General features: G+C 69.9%; 24 protein-coding genes. 10 read left to right on the top strand and 14 right to left on the bottom strand.

The features are described from left to right. The first annotated feature begins 1 nt into the window (after nucleotide 1). A complete protein-coding gene (locus tag ACZ7OI_RS11205; RefSeq protein WP_470264033.1) occupies nucleotides 2-1,120 on the top strand; it encodes an acyl-CoA dehydrogenase family protein in 1,119 nt (372 codons plus the stop codon). Nucleotides 1,121-1,905: 785 nt separating this feature from the next. Here ACZ7OI_RS11205 and ACZ7OI_RS11200 read toward each other — a convergent pair. Continuing rightward, complete coding sequence (locus tag ACZ7OI_RS11200) at nucleotides 1,906-2,343, bottom strand: hypothetical protein (RefSeq protein WP_470264032.1); 438 nt, start codon at nucleotides 2,341-2,343, stop codon at nucleotides 1,906-1,908. A gap of 73 nt (nucleotides 2,344-2,416) precedes the next feature. Next, the gene (locus ACZ7OI_RS11195) at nucleotides 2,417-3,217 is read right to left on the bottom strand and encodes an IclR family transcriptional regulator (RefSeq protein WP_470264031.1); all 801 of its coding nucleotides are present in this window, start codon (nucleotides 3,215-3,217) and stop codon (nucleotides 2,417-2,419) included. A gap of 58 nt (nucleotides 3,218-3,275) precedes the next feature. Between ACZ7OI_RS11195 and ACZ7OI_RS11190 the strand changes: the two genes are divergently transcribed. The 6 genes from ACZ7OI_RS11190 to ACZ7OI_RS11165 all read left to right on the top strand — a co-directional run bounded on the left by ACZ7OI_RS11190 (nucleotide 3,276) and on the right by ACZ7OI_RS11165 (nucleotide 7,211). Then, nucleotides 3,276-4,376 (top strand): mandelate racemase/muconate lactonizing enzyme family protein, encoded by a 1,101-nt coding sequence (locus tag ACZ7OI_RS11190; RefSeq protein WP_470264030.1) that lies wholly within the window; start codon nucleotides 3,276-3,278, stop codon nucleotides 4,374-4,376. Continuing rightward, nucleotides 4,373-5,542: an iron-containing alcohol dehydrogenase family protein gene (locus tag ACZ7OI_RS11185; protein WP_470264029.1), complete on the top strand. Its 1,170-nt coding sequence runs from the start codon at nucleotides 4,373-4,375 to the stop codon at nucleotides 5,540-5,542. The genes ACZ7OI_RS11190 and ACZ7OI_RS11185 overlap by 4 nt, the downstream gene beginning before the upstream one ends. A gap of 16 nt (nucleotides 5,543-5,558) precedes the next feature. Beyond that, nucleotides 5,559-5,819 carry a hypothetical protein gene (locus tag ACZ7OI_RS11180; protein ID WP_470264028.1) on the top strand — a complete coding sequence of 87 codons (261 nt, stop codon included), beginning with the start codon at nucleotides 5,559-5,561 and terminating at the stop codon, nucleotides 5,817-5,819. A 57-nt stretch (nucleotides 5,820-5,876) separates the two neighbouring features. Then, nucleotides 5,877-6,287 (top strand): hypothetical protein, encoded by a 411-nt coding sequence (locus tag ACZ7OI_RS11175; protein ID WP_470264314.1) that lies wholly within the window; start codon nucleotides 5,877-5,879, stop codon nucleotides 6,285-6,287. Nucleotides 6,288-6,372: 85 nt separating this feature from the next. After that, entirely contained in the window at nucleotides 6,373-6,786 is a 414-nt protein-coding gene (locus ACZ7OI_RS11170) for an SRPBCC family protein (protein ID WP_470264027.1), read from the top strand. After that, entirely contained in the window at nucleotides 6,783-7,211 is a 429-nt protein-coding gene (locus ACZ7OI_RS11165) for a MarR family winged helix-turn-helix transcriptional regulator (RefSeq protein ID WP_470264026.1), read from the top strand. The genes ACZ7OI_RS11170 and ACZ7OI_RS11165 overlap by 4 nt, the downstream gene beginning before the upstream one ends. A gap of 186 nt (nucleotides 7,212-7,397) precedes the next feature. Here ACZ7OI_RS11165 and ACZ7OI_RS11160 read toward each other — a convergent pair whose 3' ends face one another. Beyond that, nucleotides 7,398-8,030 carry an SRPBCC family protein gene (locus ACZ7OI_RS11160; protein ID WP_470264025.1) on the bottom strand — a complete coding sequence of 211 codons (633 nt, stop codon included), beginning with the start codon at nucleotides 8,028-8,030 and terminating at the stop codon, nucleotides 7,398-7,400. 301 nt (nucleotides 8,031-8,331) lie between these two features. Further along, nucleotides 8,332-9,270: a LysR family transcriptional regulator gene (locus ACZ7OI_RS11155; protein ID WP_470264024.1), complete on the bottom strand. Its 939-nt coding sequence runs from the start codon at nucleotides 9,268-9,270 to the stop codon at nucleotides 8,332-8,334. 113 nt (nucleotides 9,271-9,383) lie between these two features. On the opposite strand from ACZ7OI_RS11155, the gene ACZ7OI_RS11150 reads away from it, so the two are divergent. Continuing rightward, nucleotides 9,384-10,265: an NAD(P)H-binding protein gene (locus tag ACZ7OI_RS11150; RefSeq protein ID WP_470264023.1), complete on the top strand. Its 882-nt coding sequence runs from the start codon at nucleotides 9,384-9,386 to the stop codon at nucleotides 10,263-10,265. Between the two features lie 16 nt (nucleotides 10,266-10,281). Continuing rightward, nucleotides 10,282-10,650 carry a darcynin family protein gene (locus ACZ7OI_RS11145; RefSeq protein ID WP_470264022.1) on the top strand — a complete coding sequence of 123 codons (369 nt, stop codon included), beginning with the start codon at nucleotides 10,282-10,284 and terminating at the stop codon, nucleotides 10,648-10,650. Nucleotides 10,651-10,710: 60 nt separating this feature from the next. On the opposite strand, the gene ACZ7OI_RS11140 is transcribed toward ACZ7OI_RS11145, so the two are convergent. The 5 genes from ACZ7OI_RS11140 to ACZ7OI_RS11120 form a co-directional block, all read right to left on the bottom strand. Next, the gene (locus ACZ7OI_RS11140; RefSeq protein ID WP_470264021.1) at nucleotides 10,711-11,859 is read right to left on the bottom strand and encodes a hypothetical protein; all 1,149 of its coding nucleotides are present in this window, start codon (nucleotides 11,857-11,859) and stop codon (nucleotides 10,711-10,713) included. Nucleotides 11,860-12,071: 212 nt separating this feature from the next. Continuing rightward, on the bottom strand, nucleotides 12,072-13,862 hold the full coding sequence (locus ACZ7OI_RS11135) for an APC family permease (protein WP_470264020.1): 1,791 nt from the start codon (nucleotides 13,860-13,862) through the stop codon (nucleotides 12,072-12,074). Between the two features lie 82 nt (nucleotides 13,863-13,944). After that, nucleotides 13,945-14,223, bottom strand: coding sequence for a DUF3040 domain-containing protein (locus tag ACZ7OI_RS11130; RefSeq protein WP_470264019.1), 279 nt, complete (start codon nucleotides 14,221-14,223; stop codon nucleotides 13,945-13,947). Further along, nucleotides 14,217-14,537, bottom strand: coding sequence for a DUF3618 domain-containing protein (locus ACZ7OI_RS11125; RefSeq protein ID WP_470264018.1), 321 nt, complete (start codon nucleotides 14,535-14,537; stop codon nucleotides 14,217-14,219). Before ACZ7OI_RS11125 ends, ACZ7OI_RS11130 begins: the two co-directional genes overlap by 7 nt. Next, entirely contained in the window at nucleotides 14,534-14,944 is a 411-nt protein-coding gene (locus ACZ7OI_RS11120; RefSeq protein ID WP_470264017.1) for a phage holin family protein, read from the bottom strand. The genes ACZ7OI_RS11125 and ACZ7OI_RS11120 overlap by 4 nt, the downstream gene beginning before the upstream one ends. Nucleotides 14,945-15,303: 359 nt before the next feature. Between ACZ7OI_RS11120 and ACZ7OI_RS11115 the strand changes: the two genes are divergently transcribed. Continuing rightward, the gene (locus ACZ7OI_RS11115; protein ID WP_470264016.1) at nucleotides 15,304-16,161 is read left to right on the top strand and encodes an SDR family oxidoreductase; all 858 of its coding nucleotides are present in this window, start codon (nucleotides 15,304-15,306) and stop codon (nucleotides 16,159-16,161) included. A 56-nt stretch (nucleotides 16,162-16,217) separates the two neighbouring features. Here ACZ7OI_RS11115 and ACZ7OI_RS11110 read toward each other — a convergent pair whose 3' ends face one another. The 5 genes from ACZ7OI_RS11110 to ACZ7OI_RS11090 are packed head-to-tail and all read right to left on the bottom strand — an operon-like array spanning nucleotide 16,218 to nucleotide 24,283. Continuing rightward, nucleotides 16,218-19,169, bottom strand: a complete 2,952-nt coding sequence (locus tag ACZ7OI_RS11110; protein WP_470264015.1) for an FAD-binding and (Fe-S)-binding domain-containing protein — start codon at nucleotides 19,167-19,169, stop codon at nucleotides 16,218-16,220. After that, complete coding sequence (locus ACZ7OI_RS11105) at nucleotides 19,166-20,278, bottom strand: enolase C-terminal domain-like protein (protein WP_470264014.1); 1,113 nt, start codon at nucleotides 20,276-20,278, stop codon at nucleotides 19,166-19,168. Before ACZ7OI_RS11105 ends, ACZ7OI_RS11110 begins: the two co-directional genes overlap by 4 nt. Continuing rightward, nucleotides 20,275-22,068, bottom strand: a complete 1,794-nt coding sequence (locus ACZ7OI_RS11100) for a thiamine pyrophosphate-requiring protein (RefSeq protein WP_470264013.1) — start codon at nucleotides 22,066-22,068, stop codon at nucleotides 20,275-20,277. Before ACZ7OI_RS11100 ends, ACZ7OI_RS11105 begins: the two co-directional genes overlap by 4 nt. 52 nt (nucleotides 22,069-22,120) lie before the next feature. Further along, nucleotides 22,121-23,935, bottom strand: coding sequence for a glycoside hydrolase family 15 protein (locus ACZ7OI_RS11095; protein WP_470264012.1), 1,815 nt, complete (start codon nucleotides 23,933-23,935; stop codon nucleotides 22,121-22,123). A 12-nt stretch (nucleotides 23,936-23,947) separates the two neighbouring features. Continuing rightward, complete coding sequence (locus ACZ7OI_RS11090; RefSeq protein ID WP_470264011.1) at nucleotides 23,948-24,283, bottom strand: plasmid stabilization protein; 336 nt, start codon at nucleotides 24,281-24,283, stop codon at nucleotides 23,948-23,950. Nucleotides 24,284-24,299 lie beyond the last annotated feature (16 nt).

Below are 24,299 nucleotides of genomic sequence, written 5' to 3'. Positions count from 1 at the left end.
GATGGATTTCGGCTTCACCGCTGAGGAAGAGGCGTTCCGGGCGGAGGTCCTCGAGTTCCTGTGGGAGTACCGGGACACCGACGGGTACTTCCATCGCGGCAAGGACACCGCGGAAGGCGTCCGCCGGGTCTACCGCGCACTGGGCGACCGGGGCTGGCTGTCGCTGTCCTGGCCGGTCGAGTTCGGCGGCGGCGGACGGTCGCCCGCTTATGAGTTCATCCTCTGGGACGAGATGGCCTACGCGCGGGTGGCGCGCCCGCCGATGGGCCCGGGCCTGGTGGCCAAAGCCCTGATGACGCACGGCACCGACGAGCAGCGCGAGCGATACCTCGCCGACCTGCGCCGCGGCCGGCTCAACTTCTGCCTCGGCTACTCCGAACCCGACGCGGGCTCGGACCTTGCCGCCGTGCGCACGAAGGCCCGTCGCGAGGGCGACCATTACGTGGTCGACGGGGCCAAGTGCTGGACGTCCAATGCGCACTGGTCGGACTGCGTCTGGCTGCTGTGCCGGACCGGGGCTCCGGACAGCCGTTCGCGGGGGCTGAGCGTGCTGATCGTCCCGCTGGACAGCCCCGGGATCACCGTGTCGCCCATCCCGACCCTCGACGGCGGACGGCTGAACGAGGTCCGGTTCGATCGCGTGCGGGTCCCGGTCGCCGATCGGGTCGGCGCGGAGAACGAGGCGTGGCAGGTGGTCGCGTCGGCGCTCGCGGTGGAGCGGCATGTGCAATTCCCGCCGAAGCGGTTGCGCCGGGACCTGCACGACTTGACGGCCGCGCTGGACCAGGCCGGGGTCGCCGAGGACCCGGTGGTGCGACGGCGGGTCGGGGAGCTGGCGGTGCGGCTCGCGGAGGTCGACGCGCTGGCGCTGGCCCTGCTGGGCGAGGTGATCCGGGGAGAACCGGCGGCTGTTCCGGCGGCGTATCACAAGCTGGCGGGCACCGTGCTGGCCCAGGACATCGCCCGGGCGGGGGTGGAGTTCGGCGGGGCGGATGCGCTGGTGGCGGGGACGGATACGGAGTTTTTGTGGCGGCAGTCGATCCTGGAGACGATCGGGGGCGGGACTACGGAGGTGATGCGGGGGTTGATCGGGCGGCAGGAGTTCGGGTTGCCTGCTTGAGGCGGGGTCGGTGGCTGGTGGGGAGTCGAGGGCAGTTGGCTGCGAGGTGGCCGGGTTTGGCTGGGTCGGCTGCGGGGTGGCCGGGTTTGGCTGGGTTGGCTGCTGGGCGGGGGCCGGGTTGGTCCGTGCGGACGTGAGGTTGGGGCGGCTGCCGATCTCGGCGGGCGGGGCCGGGGATTATGCATGGTGCGGCTGCCGCCGGAAGTTCGAGCTGACCGTTTGAGGGCGGAATCCGGGCGGGCTGGTGGCAGCCGGTCGGCGGGGATTATGCGTGGGAGCGGCTGCCGCCGGGAGTTCGAGCTGACCGTGTGAGGGCGGAATCCGGGTGGGCTGGTGGCAGCCGGTCGGCGGGGATTGTGCGTGGGGGCGGCTGCCGCCGGGAGGCCGAGTTGATCTTTTTGAGGGCGGAATCCGGGCCGGGCGGGGGTGGCGGCCGGCTGCTGCCAGGAGATCGAGTCGCCCCTTCCGGGGCGGGGCTGTGGTCACGGCAACCGATCGGGCGGCGCCCCGGCGTGCTTTCGTTCGCAGGGAACCCTGGCTGGCTCCGGGCAAGTGCGCCGTGGAGGCGCTCGCCGAACGGACCTGCAGCCGCTGGGGCGAGTGGCAGCCGGGCGGCGCTTTATGCATGAGTCGATCGCGCAGCAGGACATGGTCCGGCCGCCGGTTCACGAGCAGCGGTCGGACGGCTTCGGCGATCGCAAGGCACCCACGCCGCATGCGATCCCCCGAAACGAACGGCAGCTGCCCCGCCCGGCGAAAGCCCAGCCTGATCGGCTCGGCTCGGCTCAGCTCAGCACCCGCGCCCCGCGCAGGTAAGCCGCCAGCCGGATTCGCAGCCCTCGCAAGTCGCGCAAAGCGAGCGGCAGGTGATAAGCCGGGCGGTAGCCCACCGCGGCACCGGCGTCCCCGCACGGCCCGGCGAAGTACACGAACCCGTCGTCCTGGTCGCGGCGGGCGGGGGACCACGGCTGGTCCTGCCAGGCGCGCGCCGCGGCGTGGCTGGCGATCCAGTAGTTCGGGGCCTTCATCGTCTCGGCGATCGCGGCGGCGAAACCGGCGGCGTCGGTGTCGCTGACGCCCAGTCCGCGGCCCGGCCACACGCGCGGCAGCACCCGGTCGGCGGTGTGGTCCTCGAGCCACGGCGCGCAGGCGAAGATCGCGCTGGTCCCGTCGACCGAAACCGACCAGCGTTGCATGGCCGCAGTGGGCGGGATTTCGTACATGGCGACCACCTGCCGGGAAAACGACGATTTCGCGAAGCATAAATGAACGGTGCGGGGCCTTGCAGGTCGCGGTTCAGCGAGGGGCGCCGAGCGCGGCGGAGATCCGGTCGGCGACGGTGCGGGCGAACCGGCCCGCGGCGGGCAGTCGTCCGCCGAGGCGCGATTTCGGCGCGGACACGTTGACTGCCGCGACAATGTCGCCGCGGAAGCCGTACACCGGCGCGGACACGCCGACCAAGCCCGGCTCGAACTCCTCGTCCACCGTTTCGTAGCCGCGTTTCCGGATCCCCGCCAGCTTCGCCGTCAACTGGCCGAGGGTGAGCGGCGGCGGTTCCTCGGCGACGCCGGGAAGGTCGGGGAGCGGGTGCGCGGCGGCACCGGCGAAAGTCCGCCACCATTGCCCGACGGTTTCCTCGTCCCATTCGCTCAAGAGCACCCGTCCGGGTGAGGTCGTGAACGGGTCGACGCCGACGCCTTCCCAGCCGAGTCCGCGAAAGGCGTGGGACGCGAGTTCGCTTCGGAGGGTGAACACCTGGCCGGCGCGCAGGACGCACAAATGCGTTGTTTCGTTCAGCCGCGCCACGATCGTGCGCAGAAAGGGCGCGGCCAGGTGCGCGAGGTGCGTTTCGGTGGCGTGCGTGGCCAACGCGAACAGCCGCCATCCCGGCCGGTACGCGCGGGTGTGTTCGTCGCGCGACACCAGGCCGGCGTCGGCGAGCGTCGCGAGGGCCCGCGAGACCTGTGCCTTGTCCCGGCCGGACAGTTCGGCGACGCGGGACACGCCGAGCCCGTCGCGCGCTTCCGGCAGTGCGAGGACTTCGAGCAGGTCGACGTCGCGGACCAGACCCGAACCGTAGGTGCGCTGGTTCGCCATGTTGAGGACTGTGCAACAACGATTGGGCGAGCGTCAATCCGCGATTACCGTCCGGAGTGTGAAGATCGCCGACATCCAGCTGCTGCCCGGGACGCTGCCGCTCGATCCGCCGTTCGACGCGGCGTGGGATCCGGTTCCGCGCACCCGGTTCGACGCGACGGTGGTCAAGGTCGTGACCGACGAGGGCGTGGTCGGCTACGGCTCCGGCGACACGATGGCCGGCTTCGAGCCGTACGCGGAGCTGTTCCTCGGCCAGGATCCGATGGCGATCAGCAGGCACGTGCGGGCTCTGGAGACCATCGCGTTCCACGCCGGGCGCTACTGGCCGCTGGAGATCGCGCTGTGGGATGTCATCGGGAAGGTGCTCGGCGTCCCGGTCGCGACGCTGTTCGGCGGCGCGGCGGACGCGATTCCGGCGTACGCGTCGACCGGCCGGATCCTGCCCGCGAAGCAGCGGGCCGAGGTGCTGCTCGGCATCCGTGACCAAGGGTTCCGGGCGGCGAAGATCCGGCTGGCCGCGGACGATTTCGCCGGTGGAATCGCCACTATGCGGGCGGCGCGGGAGGCGGTCGGGCCGGAGATGACGCTCATGGCCGACCTGAACCAGGCGTGGCGGATGCCCGGCGACGTGCGGCCTTCGCTCGACCCGGCGGCGGTCCGGCGGTTCGCGGAGGCGCTGCGCGAACTGGACGTGTTCTGGCTCGAAGAACCGCTGCCGCTGGACGACCGGCCCGGCCTGCGCGCGGTGCGGGACACCGGGATTCGCGTCGCCGGGGGAGAAATGGTCCGGACCTTCAGCGAACTGCTGGACCTGGTGGAATCCGACGCCCTCGACGTCTACCAGCCGGACGTCGCGCTCGCCGCCGGAATGCTGCGCGGCCGGACTCTCGCCGAGCTGGTGCTGGCGCGCAACCGGCTCTTCACGCCGCACACCTGGTCGAACGGCCTCGGCCTGCTCGCGAACCTGCACGTGACGGCGGGGGTGGGCGGGGGACCGTACCTCGAATTCCCTTACGACCCACCGGTGTGGACGCCGCGGCGGCGCGATTTCCTGCTCGCCGCGCCGCTGGACATCGACGCGGACGGCCTGCTGCACGTGCCTTCCGAGCCGGGGCTGGGCGCCGACGTCGACGAGGAACGGTTCGGGAGGAAGTCATGACAGAGATCCCGGCCGTGGAAATCGGCCCTTATCCGGCCGCCACCTTCGCCGCCGGCGCGGTCGGGGAATTGCCGCGATTGGTCCGGACGATCGGAGTGCGGAAAGTCGTGCTGGTCAGCGACCGCGGACTGGTCGCGACGCCGCTGCCGGAGCAGACGGCGGAGCTGGTGCGGCGAGACGGTTTGGCGGTCGAGGTTTTCTCCGAGGTGCACCCGAATCCGACCACCGACGACGTCGACGCGGGCGGTGCCTTCGTGCGGGCATCCGGTGCGCAGGCAGTGATTTCTTTGGGCGGCGGGTCCGCTTTGGACGCTGCGAAGGCGATCGCGCTCGCTGCGGTCAACGACCGTCCGGCCGCCGAATTGAGCTGGAGCACCGAGGATTCGACGGAGTTGGCGCCCGCGTTGCCGATCGTGGCGATCCCGACCACGTCCGGCACCGGCTCGGAGTGCAACGACCTCGGCGTCATCACGGACCTTTCGCGGCAGCGCAAGTGCTATCTGGGCGGCCCGACTTGCCTTGCCCGGTATGCGCTTCTCGACCCGGCGCTCACGCTGAGCCTGCCGCCTCGCGCGACCGCCGCCGCCGGAATCGACTGCCTGACCCATGCGGTGGAGTCCTTTCTTTCCGCCCGGCCGAATCCGTGGGCGGATGGTCTGGACCTGCAAGCCGTCCGCTTGGTCGCGGAGAACTTGCGGCGCGCGGTTTCCTCCGGCGGAGATCTGGCGGCACGGGCGAATCTGATGCTGGCCGCGCACACGGCGGGCCTGGCGATGCGGACGACCGGACTCGGCCTGGTGCACGGTGTCGGTCACTCGCTGGGCGGCCGGTTCGATCTGCCGCACGGCCAGGCTTTGGCTCTGGTGCTGGGCGAATGCCTGCGGTTCAACCGCGCGGTGCGGGAGGAACGGTTGGCACGATTGGCGGAGCCGCTGGGCGTCGCCGACGCGCGGAAATCGTTCGCGCACAACGCGGACGCGACGATCGCCGCGATCGAACGGCTGGTCGCGGAGGTCGGACTGTCCGGGCGGCTGCGCGAATTCGGCATCGGCGAAGGAGACCTGCCGGACCTGGTGGCCGACACCCTGGCGGACGGGGTGCTGGCGAACACCCCGCGCGAGGTCTCGGCGGCGGACGTCACGGGGATTCTCCGCGCAACTTGGTAGCCCGGCGATATTGGGCATGGCTCGCGAATGCCGTTGTGTCGCAACGTTCGTGCTGATCGGGATGACTTACGCCGAATTGGGCTCGTTGTTCCCGCATTCGGGCGGCGTCGGCGATCGAGGTGCTCGCGGTGGTCCATTATGCCGCGAATTATCTGCCTCCTGGCTGGAGAGGCTCGACAAGGACCGCAACGCCGTGCTCACCGGGATTCTGTACGTGCTGCTGCAGATCGCGTTCATTGGCGCGGCCCCGTCCGGTGCGATCGCCATACTGGGCTGAGCGGCGGGAGCCGGACGAGACCCGGCGTGAGCGTCGGGGATAATTCGGGTGGTGGCCATGCTTCGCTTCGAGTTCCGTCCGCCCGGTGAACGGGGCGGCCCGGTCGCGGTGCCCTACGTCGACGACGTCGCGCTCACCGACCTGGTCGACCGGTTCGAACTCGCCGAAGGCATGTCCCCGGCCGGGGATGCTTACGGCGGCCTGATCCTGGGCCATTACGACGGCACGATGACGGAGCATTTCCACGGCCTCGACTTCGAGGAAGGCAAAACGCCGTTGCTCGCCTGCGCGTGCGGGGACTGGGGCTGCTGGCCGCTGCTGGCGCGCATCACGGTGACCGGTGCCGAGGTCGTCTGGGATTCGTTCGCGCAACCGCACCGGCGGGCGCGGGACTATCGCGGGTTCGGGCCGTTCCGGTTCGACCGAGCGCAGTATGACGAGGCTGTGCTGGGGCTGGACTCCGCCTGACCGCCGCGTTCGGCTGTCGGGGAAGGGCTTGCCATTTAGTCTGCGCGAAGATAGTCTCTGCGAAGACTAACTGGGAGGAAGACTCATGTGGACCACTGACTACAGCGCGGAGACCGGGGCGAGTCCGGAGGCGGTGTGGGCGGCGTTGCGGGCCCTGCACAGCGGCACGCCGCTGAGCGAGCGCAGCGACCGGTTCGAACTGCACGGGCCGTTCGAGAAGGGGACCGAACTGTCGGTCACGCCGCAGGGACAGGACACCTTCCGTTCGCGCATCACGGAATTGGCCGAGAACGAGATTTACGAGGACGAAACGCGATTCGGCGAGATGGTGCTGCGCTTCCGGCACACGCTCGCCCCGCTCTCGGGCGGCGGCACGCGCGTCACGCACCGCTTGGAGATCGAGGGGGCGGCGGGTCCGGAGCTGGGGCCGCAGATCAGCGAGGATTTCCCGGTCGCCATGAGCGATTTGCTGGCCAGCGCGGAGCGGTCGGCGCGATGACGCGGTTCGCGGGCCCGGGCGACAGTCCGGGTTTCCTGCTGTGGCACGTGACTTTGGCGTGGCAGCGGCGAATTCGGCAGACGCTCGACCCCTTGGGTCTCACGCACGTCCAGTTCGTGCTGCTCGCGTGCTGCTGGTGGATGGAAACGCACGGCGCGCCCCCGCGGCAGCAGGAACTGGCCGCGCGGGCGGGCACCGATATCAAGATGACGTCCCAGGTGATCGCGCGGCTGGAGGCGGCCGGACTGGTGACGAGGACGGTCGACTCCGGCGACACGCGCGCGAAACTGGTGCGGTTGACCGAAAAGGGCCGCGATCTGGCCGGTCGGGCGGTGACCGAGGTGGAGCGGGTGGACGTGGAGATGTTCGGCGCCGAGGCCGGGCCGTTGCTGCGGACGTTGAAGTCGGTGCTTGACGCGGAGTGATCTTGCGCCGCCTCCCGCCCCGGCCGGGCGCGGGCTGGACGGAGGCGGGGCGATCTTCGCCGCGATGGCCGAACGGGTCCGTTGCCGCGGAAAACCGCGGGGTTCGGCAACTCGGGCAATGTCCTGCTGAGGTCCGCAACGGTGGCGCGGCGGGTGTTGTTCAGCCCGGTCCGCGGTGGTGTCGGTTCAGTTCGCGTGCGGTCGGTCAGGACAGGTTTCGGCGGCGGTCTTGAGGTCGGTCAGCCAGGTTTCGAGGCCCATGTCGGAGGTCGGGTCGGCTTGCGGGCCGGAGTGGCTTTCCTCGGTGCGGACGAGAACGCCGCCGCGGACGGGGGTGAACGTCCAGACGTGGACGCCGTCGATGTGGTAGCCGGTGCTGTCGGCGGGGCCGGTCCAGCGGACGCACTTGCCGCGCTGGAGTTGCTGGACGGTGGAGCTGATGACCACGGTGCTCGGGGGAGTCGTGGGCACGTGGACGGTCGCCTGGAACCGCGAGTGCTTGCGCAGCGGACCGGGGTCCAGGCGTCGCACGGTCATCGGGGCGGCGGGTTTCTGCCAGGACGTCCAGGCTTCCACGTCGGTCTGCAGGTCCCAGATCGCGCGCAGCGGTGCGTGGACGAGGATTTCGGCCCGGTGCCGGGCTTTCGCGGCCTGGTCGACGCCTTTGCCTTGGCAGGTCAGGGAAACGGGGCCGGGGGTGGCGGCTCGGGCGGGTGCGGCTCCGAGGACGGCGGCGACAGTCAGCGGGACTGCGAGCACGGCGGTTCGCGGGCCTCGGCGACGAGGGGCGGGCGAGACGGCCGGGTCGGTGCTGCGCATGGGCTTCTCCTCTTGATGGTTAATGCCATTAACTATGGTGAAACCCTATCGCCGCGTGTCGGTGAACGTCAATAGGAAAAGTGAAGGGCATTAACTATCGCGTCGGCGCTGCGGAGGCCAGCACCCCGGTGTGGGCGCAGGCTGGTTGAGATCGCACCGACGTCCGGCTTTCCGCGCGGTACTCCGCGACGACCACGGGCCCGGTTCCGCGGACCTCGATCGTGAGCAGGGCGCGGTGGACGTCTCGCTGGTACCGGCGGAAACAGCCGTGAGGGGAACCCTGAGGGAATCAGGCTTCCCCTCACGGACGTGGGCTCGCGCGAAGAGTCCGCCGCACCGCGTCGCGGAGCCAGCGGTGTGCTCCGTCGGCGGACTGGCGCGGATGCCACGCCATGCCGATCGTCAAGGGAGGCAACGGAACCGGGATGTCGAGAAGGCGCAGGCCGAGCGCGGTGGCGTCGGCGGTGAGCGGCGACGGAGGTTCGCCGGGGAGCGACGCGGGGATCAGGCAGACGACGTCGCTGCGCGCGGCGAGGGCCATCGCGGCCAGGTGGCTCGGCAGGACTATCGCGACGCGGCGGCGGAGGTCGTGTTCGGCCAGTGCGGTGTCGAGGGGGCCGGTGAACCGGCCGCGGCGGCTGACTGCGACGTGGTCGGCCGCCGCCAGACGGGCCGGGGTCAAGGGGGCCGAAGCCAGGGGGTGGCCGGGGCGGACGGCGGCCACCATGCGCAGGGTGAGCAGCTCCTCGACCTGCGTTTCGGGGTCGACGTGGTCGATGGAGCCGACCTCGAGATCGAGCCGTCCGTCGCGGAGGGCGGAACCGGCTTCCCATTCCTCGGCCCGGACTCGCAGGGAGATGCCGGGGGCTTCCTCCCGGGTGAGTCGCAGGAGTCCGACGGCCAGAGCGGCGCCGACCAGGTCGGCGGTTTGGATCGTGAAGGTCGAGCGCAGGGTCGCCGGGTCGACGACGGTGCCGGGGCTCAGCAGCGCGCCCAGGCTGTGCACCACGGCGGCGGCCTCCTCGCGCAGGGACTGGGCGCGCGGCGTGGGGACCATCGCTTGTCCGGCGCGGACCAGCAGCGGGTCTTGCAGGATGCGCCGCAGCCGGGCGAGCGTGCGGCTCATCGCGGCCGGCGAAGTGTGCAGGCGCGCGGCGGCCCGGGTGACGCTCTGCTCGGTCAGCAGGGCGTCCAAGGCGACGGCGAGGTTGGCGTCGAGCGCCGGGTTCAGGCTGTTCACCAGGGTAATTCCATTTCAGGCAAGGATTGCGTGCCAAAGTTCCCATTGTGGCATCACCGCCGCGCTCAGCAGGATCGAGGGCGTACCCATCGGTCCTAATCCACGAGGTTTTCATGATCGTCATCACTGCCCCCACCGGGAACATCGGCAGCCGGGTGCTGAACCTGCTGTCCGACGCGGGCGAGGATCTGCGGGTGATCGTCCGCGACCCGGCCCGGCTCCCGGATTCGGTGCGCGAGCGCGTCGAGGTCGTCGTCGGTTCGCACGGCGACGCCGAGGTCGTCGACCGGGCCTTCGCGGGCGCGGACGCCGTTTTCTGGGTTGTCCCGCCGGATTCGTCGCGGACTCCGGCGGACGGCTGGAGCGGCTTCACCGGCCCGGCCGCGAAAGCGCTTGCCGCGCACGGCGTCGGGCACGTCGTCGGTGTCTCGGCGCTCGGCCGTGGCACCGCGGTCGCCGATCAGGCGGGGCTTGTCACCGCGTCGCTCGCGATGGACGAGCTGATCGCGGGAACCGGCGTCGCGTATCGGGCGCTGGCCAATCCGTCTTTCTTCGAGAATTTTCTGGAGGAGGTCGACTCGATCCGGGAGAAGGGCGTCTACGCCGACGTTCTGGACCCGGACCGCAAAGCCCCGCTCGTCGCCGTCGCGGACATCGCCGCGGTCGCCGCCCGGCTGTTGCGGGACCGGTCGTGGACCGGTTTCGCCGACGTCCCGGTTCTGGGGCCGGAGGACTTGTCTCCCCGCGACGCGGCCCGGATCATGACCGAGCAGCTGGGCTTTCCGGTCCGCTACGAGCGCGAGTCGCTGGACGACCTGCGCACCACGCTGATCGGATACGGCCTCAACGAAGCCTTCGTCCACGGCATCGCGGACATGAAGCACGCCAAGGACAACGGCCTCGACGCCGGCGTCACGCGCACCGCGGAAACCGCGTCTCCGACCGCTTTCGAACAGTGGTGCGCCGAAACCCTCAAGCCCGCCTTCGAAGCCTGACCGACAAGGATCCGCAATGTCCACAAAGGAAACAAAGGAACCACCGGTCACCGCGTTCCTGCTCGTCAAGACCACGCCGGAATGGCTTGCCCTGACGCCGCAGGAACGGGCCGACGCCTTCGCCACTCAGGTCGTCCCGGCGATCGAGGCGAAAACCGCCGGAGTCCGGTCGCGCTTCTACGACACCGAGTTCTACTCCGCACGCGTCACCGACGTCTGGGTCTGGGAAGCCGATGATCACCAGGCGTACCAGCTTTTGATCGACGCGCTGCGGGAAACTCCTTTCTGGGACCGGTATTTCGAGGTCGTCGACCTGCTCGTCGGCACCGAGAACGGCTACGCGCGCACGTATGGTCTGGACCCGTTGGCCACCATCGCCACCTGAGGACGCGAAAGGCCCCGTCTCCCGGAAAGCGGAGACGGGGCCTTTCCCCGGCAAGGGCGATCAGTGCGCCGCGGCGAGCGCCGCCGTGGCGGGCGGCATCAGCTTCGGGTATTCCTTCTGGAACTTCTCGATCATCTTCGCGGACGGGATGATCCGGTTCGGGTTGTTCTGGCTCACGGCCTGCTTCTCGCCCCACGCGCCGGCGGCCTTGCGCTGGTCGGGGGTGCCGTGGCTGTGGAAGCAGTCGCCGATGGAGGCGTCGAGGTAGGTGACCTCCTGCTGGGTGCGGGCATTCCAGGCCTCGCCCTTGGCGTGCGCGACGAAGTAGCCGCCGTACGCGTCCGGGCCCATTTCGCTGGACTCGTTGCGCGGGTAGTTGTTGTGCGCGAAGTCGACCTGGTGGCCGTACTCGTGGCCGACGACCGCTTCCACCGACACGTCGTCGAAGCCGAGGTGGTTGACCACGTCGAGCAGGCCGTCGCCGAGCATGACGCGCTTGCCGCCGAGGCTGTCGGCCGGGGCGGAGAACGCGTTCAGGGTCAGCAGCGGGTGGCGGCCGCCCTGCAGGGCCGGGACCTCGTAGAGCACCTTGACCGCGAGCGCGCCCGCCTCGGCGGCCCGCTTCGGGTCGAGGCCGAGTTTGAACGTCTGCGTCGTGCGGTCCTGGCTGCCCAGGTCGGTGCCCTTCCAGGCGACCAGCTGGATGTTCCAGCTCTCGATGTCCCAGAACCCGCGCAGCTTGTCGATCGTCGAGCCGGCCCGCGGCGTGTACTGGCCGTCGGTGCCGAAGACCTGCGGGGTCTTGTCGCTGGCGACGGCCTGGGTGTAGAGCTGGCCGATCGCGCTCAGCGCGCTGAGCGCCTGGCCCTCGGTCGGGGTCAGCGTGGAAGCGAGCTTGTTCGCATACGTCAGCAGCGATCCCTCGGTGCAGCCCGGGATCGGCCCCTGCGCGGCGTGCGCCTGCTGGCCCGGCCGCTTGACCGGCGAGTCGAACAGCGGGTCGACGCCGCGCAGCGCGTTCGCGGGCAGCCCGTTGTAGAGGTCCTCGACGTCCTGGTACAGCTGCGCGATGTCCTGCTCGACCGACGTGGGTTCGGCCGCTTTCGCCTGCGGCGCCGCGATCGCCGGCACGGCGGTGGCCGCCGTCAGCGCGGCGAGGGCGCCTGCCGCCGCGAGCGTTCTGCCGAGAATCCTGGTCCGTTTCCGCATGGGCCCCTCATTCCGGTTTCAAGATCACGAAGTACGCCCAACCCTAAGACGATCTTGGGCGCCGGAACCGGGGCGAGGGAAAGTCCCCCGGGATGGCCCACGCCTTTCGGCGGGTTTTCGCCCTGCGGACATCGGCCGAAAGTACTATCGGGCAACGCCCCGCCGGCTCCGGGAAAACGGGCATTCGGGAAAACGGGACGAAATGGGCTCGGTCAAGCCTTGACCCGGAACCGCATCCGGCAGACGACCGCGTCGGAGCGGCGGCGCAGCACCCGGGCCAGTACCGCGCCGCGGCGGTTCTGCAGGACGCGCTGCCAGAAGTGCTCCGGCTCGACCTCCGCGACCAGGACGAAAACGTGGCATCCGTCGTGCCGCCGGAGGTGCTCCGCGATCGGCTCGCCGAGGCGGCGGCGTTCGTCGTGCAGCTGGACCAGCGTGACGTCCGGGCGCCACCGTTCCCACGCTTCGACGAACTCGCGCGCGGATGCTTCCTCCTCGGGATGCGTCACGTGCACGGCCTCGACGTGCTCGCCGAGAGACAGCGCGGCGGAGAGCGCGTCGCGGGTCAGCCGCGACACCGTATGGACCGGGACGATCACCAGCGACCGGTCGGGCCTCGGCGGGGGAGGGATGCGCCCGAGTTCGAGACGGTCGCCGATGTGCCGGTAATTGCGGTGGACCCATTCCATCACCAGCACGAGCACCGGCAGCGCGAGGACGATCAGCCAGCCGCCTTCGCCGAACTTCGTCGCGGTGACGACGATCGCCGCGAGTCCGGTGAGCAGCGCGCCGAAACCGTTGAGCGCGGCCTTTCCCCGCCAGCCGCGCGGGCGGGCGCCGAACCAATGCCGCACCATTCCGATCTGCGAAAGGGTGAAACCGACGAACACGCCGATCGCGAACAGCGGCACCAGGGTGTTCATGTCGCCGTTCGCGAGAATCAGCAGCAAAGCGGAAGCGACAGCGAGGAAACCGACGCCGTAGCGGTACACCTGGCGTTCGGCACGCAAGGCGAAAACGTGCGGCAGGTTGTTGTGTTTCGCGAGCAGTTGCGCCAGCACCGGAAGCCCGCCGAAGGAAGTGTTCGCAGCCAGCGCCAGCAGGACCACGGTGGAGAACTGTACTACGTAGTAACCGAAACCGTTCCCGAGCGACGCGGCGGTGACCTGCGACAGCACGGTCACGCCGTCGACCGGGCGGATCGAGAACTTCCCGATCAGCACGGCGATCCCGAGCAGCATCACCGCGAGCAGCCCGCCGAGCGCGACCTCCGCCCGCTGCGCCCGGCGCACGCGCGGCTTGCGGAAGGACGGGACGGCGTTGGCGATCGCTTCGACACCGGTCAGTGCCGCGCAGCCGTTCGCGAAAGCCTTGAGCAGCAACAGGATTCCGACCGTCTGAAGACTGGGGAGATGCCCGCTGGCGATGCTCGCGGCCGGAGTGTCGCGGAAGAGACCGACCACCACGACGGTGAGGATCGAGCCGACGAACACCACGGTCGGCACGATGAACGCCCGCGCGCTCTCGGCGATGCCGCGGAGGTTGACACCGGTGATCAGCGCGAGCACGCCGAGGCAGAGCAGGAGTTTGCAGGGCAGCAACGCGGGAAACGCCGACGTCAGCGCGGCGACCCCGGCGGCGACGGAGACCGCGACATTCAGCACGTAGTCGACGATCAGCGACGCTGCGGCGACCAGGGACGCGCGGCGGCCGAGGTGGGTGCGGCTGACGCCGTAGGCCCCGCCGCCGTCCGGGAACGCGGCGATGACCTGGCGATACGACAACGTCAGCACGGCGAGCAGGACGGCGATCGCGAGCGTGACGGGCAGCGCGAAGCCGAGTCCGGCGCCGCCGGCGACGGCCAGGACGAGCACGATCGCCTCGGGTCCGTAGGCGACCGACGCCATCGCGTCGAGGGACAGCGCGGCGAGGCCGCCGACGACGGAAAGCCGGTGCCGGTCAGTGGCTCGCGGCGTTTCCGGGCGGGACAGGGTTGCGGTCACCCGGTCAGGCTGGCCCTCCGGAGGCGGCGGAGCAGCAGTCGTTGACGGTTTCCTGACAGTGATCTAGCGAACCCCCGGCGGGTCAGCGCGAGGACCCGGCCTTCCAGTGGCGCACCGCGAACGGCCCGCCGACGAGCACCGCGAGCCCGACCACCCCGGCCACGATCATGCCCGGCCGCGTGTCGAACGCGCCGGTCGCGATCAGCACGAGGCTGGTGATCGTCGCCAGCACCTCCAGTGCGGAGCGGCGACGGCGCGGACGGCCGGATCCGCGGTCCAGCTTCGCGCTGAGCCGCGGATCCGTCTCGCCCAAACCGCGTTCGATTTCGTTCAGAGCACGCTGTTCCCGGTCGGTCAGCATGCGCCGCCCTGCTTCCGGTGCGCGTGCCGGCGGCGGAGGAGGAACCGGAGCACGAACACCCCGCCGAAGACCGCCGCGAACAGCGGGAGCGGGTTGTTCCGGACGGCCTCCGCGCCGGCGCGGACCTTCTCCGCGGCCGGGGTCGAAACGGTCTTCTCCACCTGCGCGGCCGCCCGGTCGATCGTCTCGTCCACCTTCTCGCTGGCGCGCGTGCGGACGTCCAGCTTGTGTCCCAGCGCGTCCAGCGTTTCGGCCAGTTCCTCGCGGGTGACGTCCCGGTCCGCGCGGGCCTCTTCCACCTTGCGTTCGGTCATGACCGCACCTGCTTCATCGTCTCGACGTCCTCGCGCACCCTGTCCACGGACTCCTCCGGCACCGGCCCGCCCGCGCGGCTCGCCTCCTTGCCGCCGACCAGCGCGGCGAGGCCCGCGACCAGCAGCAACGCGCCGCCGACGATCAGCGCGGCCAGCCAGCCGGGCACCACGAGCGCGAGGCCGAGCACGGCCGCGGCGATCAGGGTCGCGCCGCCGAGAAGCGCGAGCACACCGGCGAACCCGACGAGCCCGGCTCCGATGCCGAAACGCTTGCCCTTCGTCTGGAGTTCGGCCAGTGCCAGGCGGAACTCGTCTTGGAGCAGGCGTTTGAGGGAAGCGGTCAGATCAGCCGCGAGGTCCGCGGTGGATTTTTCCTCCGCGGGCGTCCGGTTCATTTCCTCCAGCACAGTTCTCCTCCCTTCCTGCTCGAGGCTTACCCGGCTTGGGGACGGCGAAACGGATCAGTGTTGTGCGGATTTCGGCGGGGCAGTGCTTGGCGGAGTGCGTCGATCAGCTGCGGCTTGGCGGGGAGAACAGCTCCGGGCAGGCGTAAAGCCTGGATACGCGGGTAGCCGGGGATTGCTGATCGCCCCCGGGTTTGCCTGCCGCGGATCGGGGTAACCGCCGCGCAGCCGCAGCGCGGACCAGGGGGCGAGGGGCCGCGCAACCGTCGCAGGGGGACGGTTGCGCGGCCGTTCGGGTGATTGAACCGCGGCGCGGGGGGTAGCCGGGAAGCAACGGCACCGACTTTCCGGGGAGGACTCCCGTGGCAGACCGCATCCGACCGCCGCAGCAGCAGGAACCGCCGGGCACCACCGCGGAGATGGATCCGCAGCCGCGCGATTCGATGACCGATTACGAGGGCAGGGGTCTGCTCGCCGGACAACGCGCGCTGATCACCGGGGGCGACTCCGGGATCGGCCGCGCGGTCGCGATCGCCTTCGCGAAAGAAGGCGCGGACGTCGCGATCTCCTATCTCAATGAGCACGAAGACGCCGAGTACACCGCCGATCGCGTGCGCGCCGAGGGCCGGGAATGCTTGCTGCTTCCCGGTGATCTCGCCGACGCCAGCCATTGCCGGGAGATCGTCGACCACACGCTGTCCGAATTGGAAGGACTCGACATCCTGGTCAACAACGCGGCGACGCAATGGCCGGTCGACCGTCCCGAGGATCTGACCGAAGAGCAGTGGATGCGCACGTTCGACGTGAACCTGCACAGCTGCTTCCGGGTGACCGCCGCCGCGCTGCCGCATCTCGGCGACGGCGACGTCATCATCAACACCGGTTCGGTGAACGGCTTGCGCGGCAACAAAACCCTCATCGACTACTCGGCGACGAAGGGCGCGATCCACGCCTGGACGTACGCGATGGCGCAGGCCCTGGCCGATCGCGGGATCCGGGTGAACTGCGTCGCGCCGGGTCCGGTGTGGACACCGCTCATCCCGTCCACGTTCCCTCCGGAGAAGGTGGAGAAATTCGGCCTGCAGGCACCGTTCCAGCGGGCCGCGCATCCGGACGATCTCGCGCCGTCGTATGTGTTTCTCGCGTCGAACCGGCTTTCGTCGTATTACAGCGGCGAGGTGCTGGCGGCTTTGGGCGGCGAGACGGTTCCGGGCGGGTAGTCCGTGAAGGACTCCTTGAGGGAATTAGATTCCCTCAAGGAGTCCTTCACGGACCTTTACCGGTTCCCCGAGGCGAGCCCGGCGGCGAGGAGTTCGGCGAGGTGAAGGCCCTCGCGGCCCCCGCTGTCCAGTTCGTGCAGCTGGGTGCGGCAGCTGAAACCGTCAGCCAGCACCGCCGTCCGCCGGTCCGCCTCGCGAACCCGGGGCAGCAGGACTCGTTCCGCGCAGGCCTTGCTGACCTCCAGATGGCCCCGCTCGAACCCGAAGTTCCCGGCGAGGCCGCAGCATCCCGAATCCAGCCGTTCGACCTCCACTCCGGCCGCCTGCAGCAGCGCGCGGTCCGCGTCCCAGCCCAGCACCGCGTGCTGATGACAGTGCACCTGGGCCAGCGCGTGCCCCGGAATCCGCGGCGGCCGGTACCCGGGGGAGTGCCGGGTCAGCAGTTCCGCGAGCGTCACGGTCTGGTCCCGCAGCCGCCGGACGTCCTGGTCGCCGGGGAACAACTCGGCCGCGTCGGAGCGGAACACCGCGGTGCAGCTGGGTTCGAGGCCGAGCACCAGTCCGCCGTCCCGCAGATGCGGGGCCAGCGTGCGCACGGTGCGCGTCAGCACCCGCTTCGCTATTCCCAGCTGGCCGGTGGAAATCCAGGTCAGGCCGCAGCATACGGACGGCTCCGGCAGCGTCACCCGCCAGCCCGCGTCTTCCAGGACCCGCACGGCGGCCTCGGCGACGTGCGGATGGAAGTAGGAGGTGAAGGTGTCCGGCCAGAGCATGACGGTGCCGCGCGCGCCGGTGCCGGCGGGTTGATGCCGGGCGAACCATCGCGGCAGCGTTTTCGGGGCGAAGCGGGGGATTTCCCGGTCCTCGACCCCGGCGACCCGGGTGGCGAACCGGGTTTTGCCCAGCAGGTTCACCCATCGCGCGGTGCGGGTTTTCCCGACGAGCCGGGCGACCAGCGGCAGCCAGCCCATCGTGTAGTCCGACCGCGGTCGTTTCCACGGGCGGCCCTCGTAGTGATGTGCGAGGAATTCCGCCTTGTAGGTGGCCATGTCCACATCGGCCGGACAGTCGGATTTGCAGCCCTTGCAGGAAAGACACAGGTCTAGGGCGTCGCGGACCTCGGCGGAGCGCCAACCGTCGGAGATCGGGCCGTCGTGGTGCCCGTCGAGCATTTCGAACAGCAGCCGGGCGCGGCCGCGCGTGGAGTGCTCCTCCTCGCCGGTGACCTGGTACGACGGGCACATCACGTCGCCGCTGTCCGAAGTGGACTGACGGCAGCGGCCGACGCCGACGCAGCGGTTGGCCGCCTGAGAAAACGAGCCGCCGTCGTTCGGGAAGCGGAAGTACAGGTCCTGCGGCTCGGCGGGAGACCACGAGCCGCCGAGCCGCAGGTTTTCGTCCAGCGAGTACGGCGCGACGACCTTGCCGGGGTTCATCCGGTCGCCCGGGTCGAAGATCGCCTTGAGCTGGCCGAACGCGGTGACCAGGTCGTTGCCGAACATGCGCGGCAGCAGTTCGCCGCGGCTCTGCCCGTCGCCGTGCTCGCCGGAAAACGAGCCGCCGAACTCCGCGACCAGGTCGGCGGCCCGTTCCATGAACCGGCGGTAGGTCGTGACGCCCGAAGCGGTGTAGAGGTCGAACGGGATCCGCGTGTGCACGCAGCCCTGTCCGAAGTGGCCGTACAGGCTCGGCCCGGTTTCGTCGGCGTAGCCGAATTCCGCGTACAGCGCGTCGAGCCGACGCAGGTAGTCGCCGAGTTTTTCCGGCGCTACCGCGGAATCTTCCCAGCCCTCGAAGGTGTCCGCCTCGCCGGGGACGTGCGCGGTCGCGCCGAGACCGGCCTCGCGGACCTGCCAGAGTTCGGCTTCCTTCGCCGGATCGTCGAGGAAAGCGACCTCGGCGTCCTCGATGGAGTCGAGCAGCCCGCGAGCTTGCTTGTCGGCTTCCTCAAGCGTCTTCGCGCCGAACTGGACCATCAGGAACGCCCGGCCGCGCGGCAGCTGTTCGCGCGCCTTTTCGTTGAGGTGCTTCAGCCGTTCGTCGTAGAGAAGCCGGTGGTCGACGCCTTCGAGCGCGATCGGCTCGTGCGGCAGGATGTCCGGCACCGCGTCGGCGGCGGTCGCGATGTCCGGGTAGCCGAGCACGACCAGCGCGCGCCCGGGCAGCACCGGGACCAGCTTCAGTTCCGCACGCAGCACGGTGACCAGCGTCGATTCGCTGCCGACCAGCAGACCGGCGACGTCGAAATCGTGTTCGGGCAGCAGCGAGTCGAGGTTGTAGCCGGACACGCGGCGCGGGATGTCCGGGAAACGGCGGCGGATTTCGTCGGCGTATTCGTCGCGCAGCCGCCGCAGCTGCCGGTAGATCGCGGCGCGCCGGTCGCCGTGGTGCTCGATTTCGGCGTATTCGTCGTCGCTGGTTTTGCCGCACCAGAACCGGGTTCCATCGGCGAGCAGCACCTCCAGGCGCACGACGTTGTCCACGACCTTGCCGGTGCGCTGGGCGGTCGCGCCGCAGGAATTGTTGCCGATCATGCCGCCGAGGGTGCAGTTCATGTGCGTGGCCGGCTCGGGGCCGAAGCGGAGATTGGTGTCGGCGAGCTGGCGGTTGAGGTCGTCCAGCACGATTCCCGGCTGCACGACGCAGGTGCGGCGCTCGGTGTCGACGGATTCCAGTTCGGAGCAGTACTTGGACCAATCGAGCACGACGGCGGTATTGGTGCACTGGCCGGCGAGGCTCGTCCCGCCGCCGCGCGAGAGCACGGGCGCGCCGAAATCCCTCGCTACGGCCAGCGCTTCAACGGCGTCGTCGGGAGAACGCGGCACGACGACGCCGAGGGGAACTTGGCGGAAATTGGATGCGTCGGTGGAGTAGGCGGCGCGGCTGCCGTCGTCGAAGCGGACTTCGCCTTTGACTCGTTCGCGGAGGGCGGCGGCGAGGACTTCGGGGTCGATTTCGGCGGGTTCCGGCACGCGAACAACGGGATTGGGGAGTTCGGCGGTGCTCATCGGCCCTCCTTGACCGCGTACTCGGCGGCAGCGTCGGCGTGTAGCCGCAGCCCGTGCCCGGCAATGGACATCGACGGGGCGACCCGGCCGCCGCTGGGGTCGAGGCCGCCGTAGAAGAGTTCCCGTTCGATCCGGTCGTGGTCGGCGAACCATTCGATGTGCCGGAAATTCGGGGTCGCCGCGGCCGCGTGCGCGGACAGATTCGGAGCGCAGTGCGCGGACACCTCGCGGTTCGCCGCGGCGGCCAACGCGGCGACGCGGCGCCATTCCGTGTAGCCGCCGCACCGCGTCACATCGACCTGGAGGCAGTCGACCGAAGGCAGCATCCGGGCGAAGTACGGCAGGTCGTAGCCGTACTCGCCGGCCGCGATGTCCGGCCCGTCCGACGTGCGCAACTGCGCGAGCCCGGGCAGATCGTCGCTGGACACCGGCTCCTCGAACCAGGTCACGCCGAACTCGCGCAACGTGTCGGCGATCCGGCGGGCCCGGCCGACCGAGTAGCCGCCGTTCGCGTCGACGTACAGCGCGGCGTCGTCGCCGATCGTCTCGCGCGCCAGCCGGATCCGGCCGATGTCGCGGGCGACCGCATTGCCCCAGGCCTCGCCGATCTTGATCTTCACCCGCGGAATGCGCTGTTTGCGGACCCAGTATTCCAGCTGTGCGGCCAGTTCGTCGTCGTCCTGCGAGGTGAAGCCGCCGCTGCCGTAGACCTCGACCTCGTCGTGCACCCGGCCGAGCAGGCGGCTCAGCGGAACGTCGAGCAGCCGTGCGGCGGCGTCCCAGATCGCGATGTCCACAGCGGACAGTGCACAAGAGACCAGACCGCCGCGGCCGAGGTTCCGGATCGCGTGCTGCATCGCGCTCCAGCACGCGGGCGGATCCAGGACCGGCATTCCGGCGATCGCGGAGGCGAGTTTGCCTTCGATCAGCGGGGCACAGGAGAAATCGGCGTACGTCCAGCCGAGTCCGTCGGTGCCGCCGGCCCGCACCCGGGCCACGACGAGCGTCGTGGAATCCCAGGCGAGCGTGCCGTCGGCCTCCGGAGAAGGAGTCGGCACCCGGTAGGCGCGCGCGTCGATTCGTTCGATGTGCGGGGCGGCGACCGTCACCGCGACCGTCCGGGCAAGAACTCCTGCAGCTTCGTCTTCGCGCCCTGGAACATCAGATGGAACGCTTCCGGATCGCCCTTCAGCACGGACTCGGTCACCGATTTCATCTGCTCGAAAGTCGCGTGCGGAGGAATTGGCGGGACCTCGGCGTCGCACCGCACGTCCAGCACGGTCGGCCGGTCCGCGGCGAACGCGGTCCGCCAGGCCGAAGCGAGATCGTCCGGGTCGTCGACGTTGATCCCTTCGAGGCCGACGCTGCGGGCGAAACCGGCGTAGTCGACGTCCGGCAGCGACTGCGATTCCTCGAACTTCGGCGCGCCGCCCATCGCGCGCAGCTCCCACGTGACCTGGTTGAGGTCGTTGTTGTGGAACACGCAGACGATGCACCGCGGATCCGGCCACAGCCCCTGGTACCGGGCGATGGTGATCAGCTCCGCCAGCCCGTTCATCTGCATCGCGCCGTCGCCGACGAGCGCGATCGCCGGCCGGTCGGGATGCGCGAACTTGGCCCCGATCGCATACGGCACGCCGGGGCCCATCGTGGCGAGCGTGCCGGACAGCGTGGCGCGCATGCCGTCGCGGATCCGGAGGTTGCGCGCGTACCAATTCGTCGAAGAGCCGGAATCGGCGGTGACCATCGCGTTGTCCGGGATCTGCTTCGACAGCTCGTGCACGATCCGCATCGGGTTGACCGGTTTCGCGTCGACGGCGGCCTGCTGGTCCATTGTGGTCCACCAGTCGGCGACGTTCTTCTCGATTTTCTCGCGCCACGAACGGTTTTCGGTCCGGTTCAGCTTCGGCAGCAGCGCGCGCAGGGTCGCGGCGGCGTCGCCGACGAGGTTGACCTCGGTGGGGTAGCGCATGCCGATGAACCGGCCGTCGAGGTCGATCTGCACCGCGCGGGCCTGGCCGTACTCCGGCAGGAACTGGCTGTAGGGGAAGTTCGAGCCGACGATCAGCAGCGTGTCGCAGTCGCGCATCATCTCGTAGCTCGGCCGCGTGCCGAGCAGTCCGATCGCACCGGTCACATAGGGCAGATCGTCGGCGAGGACATCCTTGCCCAGCAACGCTTTCGCCACGCCGGCTCCGGTGAGGTCCGCGACCTCGCGCACCTCCTCCGCCGCGCCGCGAGCGCCCTGACCGACGAGGATCGCGACCTTCTCCCCGGCGTTGAGCACGTCGGCCGCCTCGGTGATGGCGGGTTCGGGCGGCACCGGATTCGGCCACGCGGTCCCGGGCGGGCTCGACGGCATCTGCTTGAACGCGTGCTGCGGCGGCTCGTACGGCTCCTCCTGCAGGTCCGCCGGGATGATCAGCGCGGTCGGCGTGCGGGACGCCTGCGCCACCCGGAACGCGCGGTCGAGCGCGTTGGGCAGCTGCTCGGCGACGTTCACCTCGATGCAGTACTCGTTCGCGACATCCCGGTACAGCGCCTGGAGTTCGACCTCCTGCTGGTAGCTGCCGCCCATCGCGGTGCGCGCGGTCTGCCCGACGATCGCGACGACCGGGACGTGGTCGAGCTTCGCGTCGTAGAGCCCGTTCAGCAGATGGATCGCGCCGGGCCCGGACGTCGCCATGCACACGCCGACGGCCCCGCTGAACTTCGCGTAGCCGACCGCGGAGAAGGCGGCCATCTCCTCGTGCCGGGCCTGGACGAAACGCGGCTGGTTGTCCGCCTTGCCGAAGGACGCGACGAGACCGTTGATCCCGTCCCCGGGGTACGCGAACACCTGCTCCACGCCCCAATCGCGCAGCCGCGAGAGCAGGTAGTCGCCGACGGTCTCGGTCATGGCAATCCTCCCGTGCGTTGAGTCCTCCCCGGCTACCCGGAGGTCGGCGGCGTTACACGTCGCGTCGCAGGCCCTGCTGGGGCCCGATGGCATTGGTGGTGGTGGTGTCCGCGCCGTCGAGGTGGCGCGCGGTGTTGACGAGCCCGACCATGCTGAAGGCCTGCGGTATGTTCCCGAGCTGCCGCCCGGCGGCGACGTCGTATTCCTCGCTCAGCAGCCCGACATCGTTGCGGACCGCCAGCATCTGCTCGAAAACCTCGACGGCTTCCTCGGTCCGGCCGGTGTCGTGCAGGGCGTCGGCGAGCCAGAAACTGCACGGGAGGAACGCTCCTTCGCCGCCGCGCAATTCGCCGAGGCCATTGTCGGCGTCCGGGTCGTAACGATGGACGAATCCTTCTCGCGACAGCTCTTTCCGCACCGCGTCGACGGTTCCGCGCACGCGGGAATCGCTCCCGGGAAGGAAACCGACGCGGGGGATGAGCAGTAAGGCGGCGTCGAGACCGCGCGAGCCGTAGAACTGGGTGAAAGTGTTGCGGTCGGCGTCGAAACCTTCGCGGCAGACTTCCTCGTGGATCCGGTCGCGCAGCGCGCGCCAGCGGTCGACCGGGCCGTCGAGCCGGTGGCGTTCCACTGTCCGGACAGCGCGGTCTATGCCTGCCCATGCCATTACTTTGGAATGCACGAAATGGTGCGGTTCGCCGCGTACTTCCCAAAGGCTCCGATCGGGCTGATCCCAATGGCCTTCGAGGAAATCGAGCAGCCCGCGTTGCAGATCCCATGCCGGATGCGTCACCGGGAGCCCGGCCTCGCGGACCAGATGCAGGCCGTCGAGCGCTTCGCCCCATACGTCCAGCTGGATCTGGCCCGCGGCTGCGTTCCCGATGCGGACTGGAGTGGAACCGGCGTACCCGTCCAGCCAGTCCAGAGTGGACTCCGGCACCCGGCGGGAACCGTCGAGTCCATAAAGGACCTGGAGTTCGGACGGATCTCCGGCCGCCGCGCGCACCAGCCATTCGCGCCACGCCCGCGCCTCGTCGGGGTAGCCGGTGCCGACAAGCGCTTGCAAGGTGAAGGTGGCGTCGCGCAGCCAGCAGTAGCGGTAGTCCCAGTTGCGTTCGCCGCCGAGTTTTTCCGGCAGCGACGTCGTCGGCGCGGCGACAATGCCGCCGGTCGGCTCGTAGGTCAGCGCTTTCAACGTGATCAGCGCCCGACGCACCGCGGCGGGCCACCGGCCGTCGTACTGGCAGCGGCCGATCCAGTCCGCCCAGAAGCGTTCGGTGTGCGCCAACGCTTTCTCGGCGTCCGCCGGATCGGGGCGCTCCCGGTAGGACGCGTGGTAGGTGAGCACGAACGGCACTCGTTCGCCCTCGGCGACGGTGAACTCGGCGTCGTCCTCGGTCGACACCTCGACCGGCGTGGTCAGCCGAACCGCGTCGGGTCCCGCTACTGCGTCGAAACGGCCGTCGACGTGCCGGACCCACGGCCGCACCGAGCCGTAGTCGAACCGCGGCCGCAGACAGTTCCGCATCGGAACCCGGCCGCGCAGCCCCTCGACGATCCGCACGAGATCAGCGGCCCCGTCCCGTGGCGGCATGAAGTCCAGCACCCGCACGGCACCGTCGGAGTTTTCCCATTCGCTGGCCAGGATCAGGGAATCCCCGACGTAACCTCGGCGCGTCGCCGGTCCGCCCGCTGCGGGCCCGAGCTGCCAGACCCCCGCGCGCTCGTCGTGCAGCAACGCGGCGAAGCACGCGGGGGAGTCGAAGCGCGGCAGGCAGAGCCACTCGACCGCACCGTCCCGTGACACCAACGCCGCGGTGTGCAGGTCGCCGAGCAGGGCGTAGTCCTCGATCGGGCGCTGGTTCATCGCGGAGGAAAGTCAGCCCCGCCCGAGCGCCTTCGCCAGTTCCTTCTTCGTCATCGTGGACCGGCCGTGGATATTGCGCTGCTTGGCCTCGTTGTACAACTGGTCGCGCGTCGGACCACCAGGGCCCAGCCCCTTGCCGGAGCGGTGCCCGCCGCGCTGCTGCGGCGATTTGTCGCGCACCGAGGTCTTGCTCGCGCGGTCCGATTCGCCCGACTGCGCGCGGTTCTTGTTCACCGTGCGGGCGGCGATCTCCTTCGCGCGCTTCTTGCTCGCGCCGCGCTCCTCCTGCGACTCCTCGATGTGCTGGTACTGCCGTTCGCGCTTCGAACTCCAGGCCTGCTGCGGCATCCCAGTCTCCTTCCGC

Source organism: Amycolatopsis sp. NPDC114503, assembly GCF_055633655.1.
The sequence above is the reverse complement of the archived record's forward strand: the minus strand, read 5'-3'. Positions and strand labels throughout refer to the sequence as shown.

Bases quoted from the DNA above. Each gene is read 5' to 3' on its own strand.
- ACZ7OI_RS11205 (WP_470264033.1), top strand. From the start codon at position 2: ATGGATTTCGGCTTCACCGCTGAGGAAGAGGCGTTCCGGGCGGAGGTC.
- ACZ7OI_RS11200 (WP_470264032.1), bottom strand. From the start codon at position 2,343: ATGTACGAAATCCCGCCCACTGCGGCCATGCAACGCTGGTCGGTTTCG.
- ACZ7OI_RS11195 (WP_470264031.1), bottom strand. From the start codon at position 3,217: ATGGCGAACCAGCGCACCTACGGTTCGGGTCTGGTCCGCGACGTCGAC.
- ACZ7OI_RS11185 (WP_470264029.1), top strand. From the start codon at position 4,373: ATGACAGAGATCCCGGCCGTGGAAATCGGCCCTTATCCGGCCGCCACC.
- ACZ7OI_RS11180 (WP_470264028.1), top strand. From the start codon at position 5,559: ATGGCTCGCGAATGCCGTTGTGTCGCAACGTTCGTGCTGATCGGGATG.
- ACZ7OI_RS11175 (WP_470264314.1), top strand. From the start codon at position 5,877: ATGCTTCGCTTCGAGTTCCGTCCGCCCGGTGAACGGGGCGGCCCGGTC.
- ACZ7OI_RS11170 (WP_470264027.1), top strand. From the start codon at position 6,373: ATGTGGACCACTGACTACAGCGCGGAGACCGGGGCGAGTCCGGAGGCG.
- ACZ7OI_RS11165 (WP_470264026.1), top strand. From the start codon at position 6,783: ATGACGCGGTTCGCGGGCCCGGGCGACAGTCCGGGTTTCCTGCTGTGG.
- ACZ7OI_RS11160 (WP_470264025.1), bottom strand. From the start codon at position 8,030: ATGCGCAGCACCGACCCGGCCGTCTCGCCCGCCCCTCGTCGCCGAGGC.
- ACZ7OI_RS11150 (WP_470264023.1), top strand. From the start codon at position 9,384: ATGATCGTCATCACTGCCCCCACCGGGAACATCGGCAGCCGGGTGCTG.
- ACZ7OI_RS11145 (WP_470264022.1), top strand. From the start codon at position 10,282: ATGTCCACAAAGGAAACAAAGGAACCACCGGTCACCGCGTTCCTGCTC.
- ACZ7OI_RS11140 (WP_470264021.1), bottom strand. From the start codon at position 11,859: ATGCGGAAACGGACCAGGATTCTCGGCAGAACGCTCGCGGCGGCAGGC.
- ACZ7OI_RS11130 (WP_470264019.1), bottom strand. From the start codon at position 14,223: ATGCTGACCGACCGGGAACAGCGTGCTCTGAACGAAATCGAACGCGGT.
- ACZ7OI_RS11125 (WP_470264018.1), bottom strand. From the start codon at position 14,537: ATGACCGAACGCAAGGTGGAAGAGGCCCGCGCGGACCGGGACGTCACC.
- ACZ7OI_RS11110 (WP_470264015.1), bottom strand. From the start codon at position 19,169: ATGAGCACCGCCGAACTCCCCAATCCCGTTGTTCGCGTGCCGGAACCC.
- ACZ7OI_RS11100 (WP_470264013.1), bottom strand. From the start codon at position 22,068: ATGACCGAGACCGTCGGCGACTACCTGCTCTCGCGGCTGCGCGATTGG.
- ACZ7OI_RS11095 (WP_470264012.1), bottom strand. From the start codon at position 23,935: ATGAACCAGCGCCCGATCGAGGACTACGCCCTGCTCGGCGACCTGCAC.
- ACZ7OI_RS11090 (WP_470264011.1), bottom strand. From the start codon at position 24,283: ATGCCGCAGCAGGCCTGGAGTTCGAAGCGCGAACGGCAGTACCAGCAC.